Raw genomic sequence first — 8,372 nt, forward strand, 5'->3', positions numbered from 1 at the left:
GAAACCGGCTCGATCGCGCTGGGTTTCCGCGATTCCTCGATTCCCTTTTCCTATCTCGACGATAACCAGAAGCCCATCGGCTATGCGATGGACATCTGCTACGCCATAGTGGAGGCCGTAAAGAATGAGCTCGGGCTCGACAAGCTTGCAATCGAGCTGGTGCCGGTGTCGTCGTCGACCCGCATCCCCTTGCTGACGAATGGCACCATCGATCTCGAATGCGGCTCGACCACCAACAACCCCGACCGGCTGAAGCAGGTCGCGTTCACCAACACCCACTTTCTTACCGCGACCCGCTTCATCTCCAAGAAGTCGAGCCATCTGAATTCGATCGATGACCTCAAGGGCAAGACGGTCGCCTCGACCTCCGGCACCACCAACATCAGACAGCTCACCGAGGTCAATGCCGCGCGCAATCTCGGCATCAATATCGTGCCCGCCAAGGAGCATGCCGAATCGTTCCTGATGGTCGAGACCGACCGCGCGGTCGCCGCCGTGCTGGATGACATCCTGCTGGCGAGCTTTGCTGCTGGTGCGAAGGACCCGGACGCTTACGTCATCTCGACGGACGCATTTTCCAAGCCCGAGCCCTATGGCATCATGTTGCGCAAGGACGATCCGGCGTTCAAAAAGGTGGCGGACGACGCTACTGCGGCGCTCTACCAGAGCGCGGAGGGCGAAAAGCTCTATGCCAAATGGTTTTTGCAGAAGATTCCGCCCAAGGGCTTGAACCTCAACGTTCCCCTGGGCGCGGAGTTGAAGAAGGCGTTCGGCAAGCCGACCGATTCTCCAGATCCGGATTCCTACAAGGCGATGTGAGGGGGCGGGGTTGAACTATCACTGGAACTGGCACGTCTTCTTCGAGCCGTCGCCGAACGGCACCGGCACCTATCTTGACATGCTGCTGCACGGGCTCGAGGTCACGATCGTGACGTCGCTTGCGGCCTGGGTCATCGCACTGGCGACCGGGGTTATTGTCGGCGTCATGCGGACGCTGCCGTCGAAGGCCGCCAATCTGTTCGGCTTCTGTTATGTCGAGTTCTTCCGCAACATGCCGCTGCTGGTGCAGCTCTTCCTCTGGTTCTTCGTGCTGCCGGAGTTGCTGCCCAGCTCCTGGGGCCTGTGGCTGAAGCAACTACCGAACGCGCCGTTCTATACGGCCGCGATCGGCACCGGCCTGTTCATGTCGGCGCGCGTCGCCGAACAGACCCGCGCCGGCATCAATTCGCTGCCGCGCGGGCAAAAGTTTGCGGCCACTGCGCTCGGCTTGCGGACGGCGCAAGTCTACCGTTATGTGCTGCTGCCGATCGCGTTTCGCATCGTCCTGCCGCCGCTGACCTCCGAATTCCTCTCCACCATCAAGAACACGTCGGTGGCGCTCACCATCGGTCTGATCGAATTGACCGCCGAAGCGCGCGCGATGCAGGAGTTCTCGTTCCAGGTGTTCGAGGCCTTCACCGCCGCGACGGTGCTTTATCTTCTCATCAATATCGTCGTCGTCGTCACCATGCATTTCGTCGAACGCGGCGTGGCGATCCCCGGCTACATCACCGAGAAATAGCGCATGCTGGGCAATTTCGATTTCGACGTTATTCGCCGCTCGCTGAGCTATCTGTTCCTCGACGGCATGACTTTCACGCTGACCCTGACGGCGCTCGCGACCTCTGGCGGCATCGTTCTCGGCACCTTGATCGCGATGATGCGGCTTTCCGGAGTACGGGTATTGTCGCGCTTCGCCCAGCTTTACGTCGACCTGATGCGCTCGCTGCCGCTGGTGCTCGTGATTTTCTGGTTCTACTTTCTCGTCCCTTATATCGGGCAGTGGCTGACGGGGGCGCCGCGGCCGGTTCGGGTCGGCGCCTTTGCCTCCTCGCTGCTCACTTTCACGATCTTCGAAGCGGCCTACTTCGCCGAGATCATGCGCGCCGGCATTCAGTCGATATCCAGGGGCCAGCCCGCCGCAGCCTCCGCGCTCGGCCTGACTTACGGACAGACCATGCGCTACGTCGTCCTGCCGCAGGCGTTTCGCAACATGCTGCCGGTGCTGCTGACCCAGACCATCGTGCTGTTTCAGGACACCTCGCTGGTCTACGTGCTGTCGATTACCGATTTTCTCGGCGCCGCCAGCAAGGTCGCCCAGCGCGACGGCCGGCTGGTCGAGATGTATCTGTTCGCCGCAGTCGTCTACTTCGTCATTTCCAGCATCGCGTCCTTCGGCGTTCGCCGCTTGCAGGCCCGCGTTGCCATCGTTCGTTAGCGCATTCGCCAAAATTGGGATCATCGATGATCGAGATCAGTCACGTCGACAAGTGGTATGGCACGGCGTTCCAGGCCTTGAAGGATTGCACCACCAGCGTCGCCAAGGGCGAGGTGGTGGTGGTCTGCGGCCCGTCAGGATCGGGCAAATCGACCTTGATAAAGTGCGTCAACGCGCTCGAGCCGTTCCAAGGCGGCACGATCACGGTCGATGGCGTCTCGGTCGGTGATCCCAAGACCGATTTGCCGAAACTGCGTTCCCGCGTCGGCATGGTGTTCCAGCACTTCGAGCTGTTTCCCCATCTGCGCATCGTCGACAATCTCTGCCTGGCGCAGGAAAAAGTGTTGGGCCGCCCACATGCGGAAGCGGTCGCCAAGGGAATGAAACTGCTCGAGCGCGTCGGTCTGAAGGACCATGCGCAGAAATATCCGGCGCAGTTGTCGGGCGGTCAGCAGCAGCGCGTCGCAATCGCTCGGGCGCTGGCGATGGACCCGATCGCGATGCTGTTCGACGAGCCGACTTCGGCGCTCGATCCCGAAATGATTTCGGAAGTGCTCGACGTGATGGTCGATCTGGCGCGGGACGGCATGACCATGATGGTCGTGACCCACGAGATGGGTTTTGCCCGCAAGGTTGCGAATCGCGTCATTTTCATGGACCAGGGCGAGATCGTCGAAGATGCAAAGAAAGACGATTTCTTCAACAAGCCGCGTAGCGAGCGCGCGCAGAAGTTCTTGTCGAAAATCTTGTCGCACTAATACGTCGCCGGCGAAGCGTCGGAAAAAGCTCGGATTATCCAGTCGCTCGCGATCGCGGGAATAACGCCCGGTTATAGCGATATGCTCTCATGATGGGTTTATCCGCGGCAGCATTTTGCGTATATGTCTTTCCGCTGATTTCCCGCGTCTCAGGAGAACTGGTTTGACCCCGATCGCTTACGTCAATGGCGACTTCCTGCCGCTCAGCGAGGCCAAGGTCTCGGTTTTGGACCGCGGCTTTCTGTTTGCCGATGGCATCTACGAGGTCTCGGCAGTGCTCGACGGCAAGCTGATCGACAATGACTCGCACCTCTCCCGTCTGGAGCGCTCGGTCGGCGAGATCAAGCTGCCGCTGCCGGAAACGATCGCGCGCATCAAGGAAATCCAGCACGAACTGATCGCGCGCAATGAGCTCAAGGATGGCCTGGTCTACATCCAGGTTACCCGCGGCGCCGATGTCGGGCGCGACTTCGCCTTTCCCAAAGGCGTCAAGCCGACGCTGATGATGTTCACCTCGGTCAAGGACATCGTCAATTCCGCGGCCGCCAAGACTGGTATCGGCGTCATCACGGTGCCCGACATTCGCTGGGCGCGGCGCGACATCAAGAGCGTGGCGCTGCTCGCGCAAGTTCTCGCCAAGCAGGCGGCGGCCGAAGTCGGCGCCGGCGAAGCCTGGATGATCGAGGACGGCAAGGTGACCGAGGGCGGATCGTCTTCGGCCTTCATCCTGACGAAGGACGACGTGCTGTTAACGCGCGAGAACTCGTCCGCGATCCTGCCGGGCTGTACCCGCAAGGCCGTGGTCAAGCTTGCCGAAGAACGGCAGCTCCGCGTCGAGGAGCGCGCCTTCACCATCGAGGAAGCGCTGAAGGCCAAGGAGGCCTTCATCACCAGTGCATCGTCCTTCGTGCAGCCGGTCGTGAAGATCGACGGCAAGGCCGTGGCGGACGGCAAGCCGGGTCCGATGGCGCAGCGCCTGCGCGAGATCTATATCGAATTCGCGCGCGCCACGGCTTCCTAGCTATCCATCTGCATCTTTCGTCATTCCGGGATGGGCCGTTGCGACAAACAGCAAGACTGTTTGCGCAGAAGGCGCAGACCCGGAAGATGCCGCAGGAAAACCGGGAGACATGGATTCCGGGCTCGCGCTCTCGCGCGTCCCGGAATGGCGGTGGTAACGTTCAATCACGGCTTGAGGATCAGCTTCTGCACGCGCCAGTTCAGGAGTTCGGCGACGTAGAGCACGTTTTCCGATGGGCAGGCCATCGCGTGAATCCAGCCGAACTGCTTGAGCTGTTTGCCGGACTGACCGAGTACGCCGAGCACCTTGCCATCGAGGCTGAGCTTGTAGACACGGCCGGGCCAGGCATCGGAAGAATAGAGCACCTGGTGCGGCGGCGGCGTGATGCAGATCGACCACGGCGAACCCGGCGCGAAAGTGCCCTTGGCCATGACAGCCTCGTCCGGAATCTTGCCGATCGCGGGCTTGGCGTCCGCCGGCACCGGCACGTCGATCACGATCTGCCGCTGGAACTTGCCGTCCTTGTCGAACACCTGAATGCGATGATTGCCGCGGTCGGCAACGTAGACGTTGTCGTTGGCGTCGGTTGCGATCGAATGCGGCGTATTGAGCTGGCCCGGCCCGTTGCCCGGCTCGCCCCATGACATCAGCCAGTTGCCGTCCTTGTCGACCTTCGCGACGCGCGAATTGATATAGCCGTCGCTGATGAAGGTGTCTCCTGCCTTGTCCCAAGCCACATCCGTCACCTGACGGAAGCGGCCGTCATCCGGCGGCAGCGGCGGCTTCGGATGCTTCAGCGGTTCGGTGCCTTCATCGGAGGCTTCCTGCTTGCGGCCGAACACCATCTGCACGCGGCCATCGCGGTCGAACTTGATCACCATGTCCGATCCCTTGTCGGTCACCCAGATATTGTCCTGGGGATCGACCTTGACCGTGTGGGCAAAGGACCAGGCGTAGAGGTTCTTGCCGATCTCGCGGATGAATTTTCCGTCCTTGTCGAATTCCAGAAGCTGCGTGGCCGCGGCCGCATAAGCCGGGCCAGAGGTGTTGCCGCGCGATAGCGCGAAAACGTGTCCCTTCGAGTTAACAGAAACGCCCGACACTTCGCCGAAATACATATTGGTCGGCAGCTTCAGCGGATTGGGGACGGATTCGAAGTTGATCGTCGGCACCGCCTGCTGGGCAAAAGCCTGTGACCCGATCAGGAGCGGCAAGACGAACAGCCAACGTTTCATGGATTCCTCCCGGAGTTTTTTCGGCGTTTTCGTTGCCGGGCAGACTATTTCAATGGGGCTTGCGCCGTCCATATTACTGCGTAGCACCTGCCGTCATGACGGGACGCCATCCCACGCATGGCACGTGGGGCGCCCAGACCTGCTAGACTGCAAGAAAATCTCTGACGGAGGCAATTGCCCGTGACCGATGCGCACCTCGCCAGGCGAGGGTTCCTGCCGCTTGCCATTCTGCTGCTTGCCATAGCGACCTCTCTGCTTGCCGCATCGCTGACCGGCCCGGCGCTGGCGGCCTATCCGGAACGCGTGATCAGGATCGTGGTGCCGTTTGCGCCCGGCGGCGGCACCGATGTGGTTGCGCGCACGCTCGCCCACGACATGGAGCAAGACCTTGGCAAGTCCGTCGTCATCGAGAACAAGCCGGGGGCAGGGACGATCGTCGGCACGCAGGCGGTGGCGGTGAGCAAGCCGGATGGCTACACGCTCCTGATGGGAACGTTCGCCAATGCGGTCAATCCCAACCTCAATTCGAAATTGCCTTACGATCCGCACAAGGATTTTGCAGCCGTCGCGCTGGTGGCGCGCTCGTTCAACATCGTCGTCGTCAATCCAAAATCGTCCGTGCGATCGATCGCGGATCTGATCGCTGCCGCCAGGGCCAATCCCGGCAAGATGACGTTCGGCACCTTTGGCGCCGGCACGTCAGCGCATCTGGCCGGCGAGTTGTTCAAGACCATGGCCAAGGTCAATCTGACGGCGGTGCCTTACAAAGGGGCGGCGCCCGGGATTACCGACCTGATCGGTGGCCAGATCGACGTCATGTTCACGACGGTGGCGAGCGCAGCCTCGCTGGTCGAAAGCGGCCAGTTGCGCGCCATCGCGGTGACATCGGCCGAGCGCTCGCCGGCTTTCCCGCAACTGCCGACGGTCGCCGAGGCCGGCGTGCCGGGCTACGCCGCCGAAAGCTGGTACGGGCTGTTCGCACCCGCCGGCACGCCGCCGGACATCATCGATCGGCTCAACAAGGCGGCCGCCACGGCGGTGCAGTCCGATGCTTTCCAGAAGCTGGGCGTCAATGAGGGATTGGTGATGGTGCGGCTGCCGCCCGACGCGCTCGAGCGATATTTTCACGATGAGGAAGAACGCTGGCGCCGCGTGATCAGCGAGGCCGGCATCAAGGTTGAATGACAGCCAGGTGACGCCTGCTGCACTGCAATGGCGAACCCCGTTAAGGAATATTCGAGGACGTCGGGGGTTGCAGAGAACACGCCTTTCAGGCACTTGGCCGGAACGGTCTTCTCACGTTCTAGCGTCCATTCAGACCCATGGAGGATCCCATGTTCAGTACGCTCCAGCGCATGTTCGCTGCTGCGATTTTCGTCGCGGCCTGGTTCGCAACTCCAGCGTCGGCACAGGAAACGATGCGTATTCGCGGCACCATCGAGAAGGTCGATGGCGCGGTCTATGTCGTCAAGAATCGCGACGGCGCAGAAGTGAAGCTTACCGTCACCGATCCCCAGCTCTATGTCGCGATCGTCAAATCGACCATGGCCGATATCAAGCCGGGCCAGTTCGTCGGCGCCACCGGCATGACGCAGCCGGACGGCAGCCAGAAGGCGATCGAAGTCCATATCTTCCCGGAATCGATGCGCGGCACCGGCGAGGGTCACTATGACTGGGATCTGCGCCCCAACACCAAAATGACCAACGCCAATGTCGAGCAGACGGTGGGCGGCGTTGATGGTCCGGTGTTGACGGTCAAATACAAGGACGGCGAGAAGAAGGTGATGGTGACGCCGGAAACCCAGGTCGTCACTTATGTGATCGGCGACAAGGCCGATCTCAAGCCGGGCATCAAGATCTTCGTCGGCGCGGCCAAGAAAGCCGCCGACGGCACCTGGCAGACGCCGCGCGTCACCTACGGCAAGGATGGTCTGACACCGCCGATGTAAGGCTGCGTCGGTCTGGCGAACTACGCGTAAACCAGCTTCAACAGGGAGAGTAGATGATGCGTTCGACGGCTTCTTATGTGTTGGCGGCGTTTGCCGCCGTGACGATCTCCTCGCAGGCTCTGGCGCAGGCTCCTGCGCCTGCCGCCAATCCGCCGCCGGCGATGCCAGCGGCCGGCGGCACGCCTGATGCAATGCCCTTCGATATTCCCTATGGCATGTCGATCGGTCTGGAAAAGGCCAAGCAGGTGATGGCGGCGGCGGAAGCCGAAGCCAAGAAGCGCAACTGGAAAATGAACATCGCCGTCGTCGATACCAATGGCGAGCCGGTGCTGTTCGAGCGTATGGAAGGCGCACAGATCGCCTCCGGCGCGATTTCGATCGGCAAGGCGCGCACGGCTGCGCGCTTCCGTCGCGAAACCCGGCTGTTCTACAACGCCTATGAGACCGGCCACAGCTATCCCGGCACGCTCGATCCGACGCTGACGGCAAGCCCCGGCGGCTTTCCGCTGGTCGAGGGCGGCAAGCTGATCGGCGCGATCGGCTGCAGCGGCGGCACCGGCGATCAGGACGCGGCGATCTGCAAGGTCGGCGCCGAGCTGGTCAAGTAATCGGGCCGGCGCTTTCGTCCAAATCGAACTTCTTGCAACGCCGCGGAGTTAATCCTCTGCGGCGTTGTTGCATTGCGCATCGCTGCAATGCGGCGCAAAGCGCTGGACGGCATTACGATCTGGCCGTAGATAGCGCGAAAGTTTGTTGCGTTCGGCTGTCAGTGCCGAGATCTCGTCAATGAGAGGATGCCCGTCATGTGGGTGCTGTTGCTGTTGCCGTTCGTCGGCCTGTTGTGGGTACCCTTCTACAATTTCCAGGAGCCGGCGTTGTTCGGCTTTCCGTTCTTCTATTGGTACCAGCTCGCCTGGGTGCCGGTCTGCTCGTTTCTGATCTGGCTCGTCTACCGTTCGCACAAGCCCGACGACGAAACGCCGTAGCATCCGCGCCCCTTTAGCCAAGTAAGGCCCTTCCAATGTCCGCCGATATCGATTGGATCGCACTCGCGATTTTCGTCTTCTTCTTTGCGCTCGTCACCGTGATGGGCTTCGTCGCCGCGCGCTGGAAATCGGGCCCGGTCAGCGAGCATCTCGACCAGTGGGGCCT

10 protein-coding genes are annotated in these 8,372 nt (G+C 61.4%); 9 read left to right on the forward strand and 1 reads right to left on the reverse strand.

Annotated features, from left to right (window positions below):
- The 5 genes from VFL62_RS26000 to VFL62_RS26020 form a co-directional block, all read left to right on the forward strand.
- On the forward strand, nucleotides 1–819 hold an 819-nt coding region (locus VFL62_RS26000; protein ID WP_325175261.1), incomplete at its 5' end, for an amino acid ABC transporter substrate-binding protein.
- A 10-nt stretch (nucleotides 820–829) separates the two neighbouring features.
- Nucleotides 830–1,561, forward strand: a complete 732-nt coding sequence (locus tag VFL62_RS26005; RefSeq protein WP_325175262.1) for an amino acid ABC transporter permease — start codon at nucleotides 830–832, stop codon at nucleotides 1,559–1,561.
- 3 nt (nucleotides 1,562–1,564) lie between these two features.
- Complete coding sequence (locus VFL62_RS26010) at nucleotides 1,565–2,257, forward strand: ABC transporter permease subunit (protein ID WP_325175263.1); 693 nt, start codon at nucleotides 1,565–1,567, stop codon at nucleotides 2,255–2,257.
- A gap of 26 nt (nucleotides 2,258–2,283) precedes the next feature.
- A complete protein-coding gene (locus tag VFL62_RS26015) occupies nucleotides 2,284–3,015 on the forward strand; it encodes an amino acid ABC transporter ATP-binding protein (RefSeq protein ID WP_325175264.1) in 732 nt (243 codons plus the stop codon).
- A gap of 163 nt (nucleotides 3,016–3,178) precedes the next feature.
- Nucleotides 3,179–4,036, forward strand: a complete 858-nt coding sequence (locus VFL62_RS26020; protein WP_325175265.1) for a D-amino-acid transaminase — start codon at nucleotides 3,179–3,181, stop codon at nucleotides 4,034–4,036.
- A 164-nt stretch (nucleotides 4,037–4,200) separates the two neighbouring features.
- Here the strand turns inward: VFL62_RS26020 and VFL62_RS26025 are convergent, their stop codons facing one another.
- Complete coding sequence (locus VFL62_RS26025) at nucleotides 4,201–5,271, reverse strand: peptidyl-alpha-hydroxyglycine alpha-amidating lyase family protein (protein WP_325175266.1); 1,071 nt, start codon at nucleotides 5,269–5,271, stop codon at nucleotides 4,201–4,203.
- A gap of 180 nt (nucleotides 5,272–5,451) precedes the next feature.
- Between VFL62_RS26025 and VFL62_RS26030 the strand changes: the two genes are divergently transcribed.
- The 4 genes from VFL62_RS26030 (at nucleotide 5,452) to VFL62_RS26045 (ending at nucleotide 8,206) form a co-directional block, all read left to right on the forward strand.
- On the forward strand, nucleotides 5,452–6,456 hold the full coding sequence (locus VFL62_RS26030) for a tripartite tricarboxylate transporter substrate binding protein (protein ID WP_325175267.1): 1,005 nt from the start codon (nucleotides 5,452–5,454) through the stop codon (nucleotides 6,454–6,456).
- Between the two features lie 149 nt (nucleotides 6,457–6,605).
- Complete coding sequence (locus VFL62_RS26035) at nucleotides 6,606–7,220, forward strand: hypothetical protein (RefSeq protein ID WP_325175268.1); 615 nt, start codon at nucleotides 6,606–6,608, stop codon at nucleotides 7,218–7,220.
- A gap of 53 nt (nucleotides 7,221–7,273) precedes the next feature.
- Nucleotides 7,274–7,828, forward strand: coding sequence for a heme-binding protein (locus VFL62_RS26040; RefSeq protein WP_325175269.1), 555 nt, complete (start codon nucleotides 7,274–7,276; stop codon nucleotides 7,826–7,828).
- A 195-nt stretch (nucleotides 7,829–8,023) separates the two neighbouring features.
- Nucleotides 8,024–8,206: a DUF3311 domain-containing protein gene (locus VFL62_RS26045; protein ID WP_325175270.1), complete on the forward strand. Its 183-nt coding sequence runs from the start codon at nucleotides 8,024–8,026 to the stop codon at nucleotides 8,204–8,206.
- The last annotated feature ends 166 nt before the right edge of the window (nucleotides 8,207–8,372 follow it).

Source organism: Bradyrhizobium sp. (assembly GCF_035701725.1).
Classification (GTDB): Bacteria; Pseudomonadota; Alphaproteobacteria; order Rhizobiales; family Xanthobacteraceae; genus Bradyrhizobium.

Coding starts and splice junctions, on each gene's coding strand:
- VFL62_RS26035 (WP_325175268.1), top strand. CDS start 6,606: ATGTTCAGTACGCTCCAGCGCATGTTCGCTGCTGCGATTTTCGTCGCG.
- VFL62_RS26045 (WP_325175270.1), top strand. CDS start 8,024: ATGTGGGTGCTGTTGCTGTTGCCGTTCGTCGGCCTGTTGTGGGTACCC.
- VFL62_RS26040 (WP_325175269.1), top strand. CDS start 7,274: ATGATGCGTTCGACGGCTTCTTATGTGTTGGCGGCGTTTGCCGCCGTG.
- VFL62_RS26015 (WP_325175264.1), top strand. CDS start 2,284: ATGATCGAGATCAGTCACGTCGACAAGTGGTATGGCACGGCGTTCCAG.
- VFL62_RS26010 (WP_325175263.1), top strand. CDS start 1,565: ATGCTGGGCAATTTCGATTTCGACGTTATTCGCCGCTCGCTGAGCTAT.
- VFL62_RS26025 (WP_325175266.1), bottom strand. CDS start 5,271: ATGAAACGTTGGCTGTTCGTCTTGCCGCTCCTGATCGGGTCACAGGCT.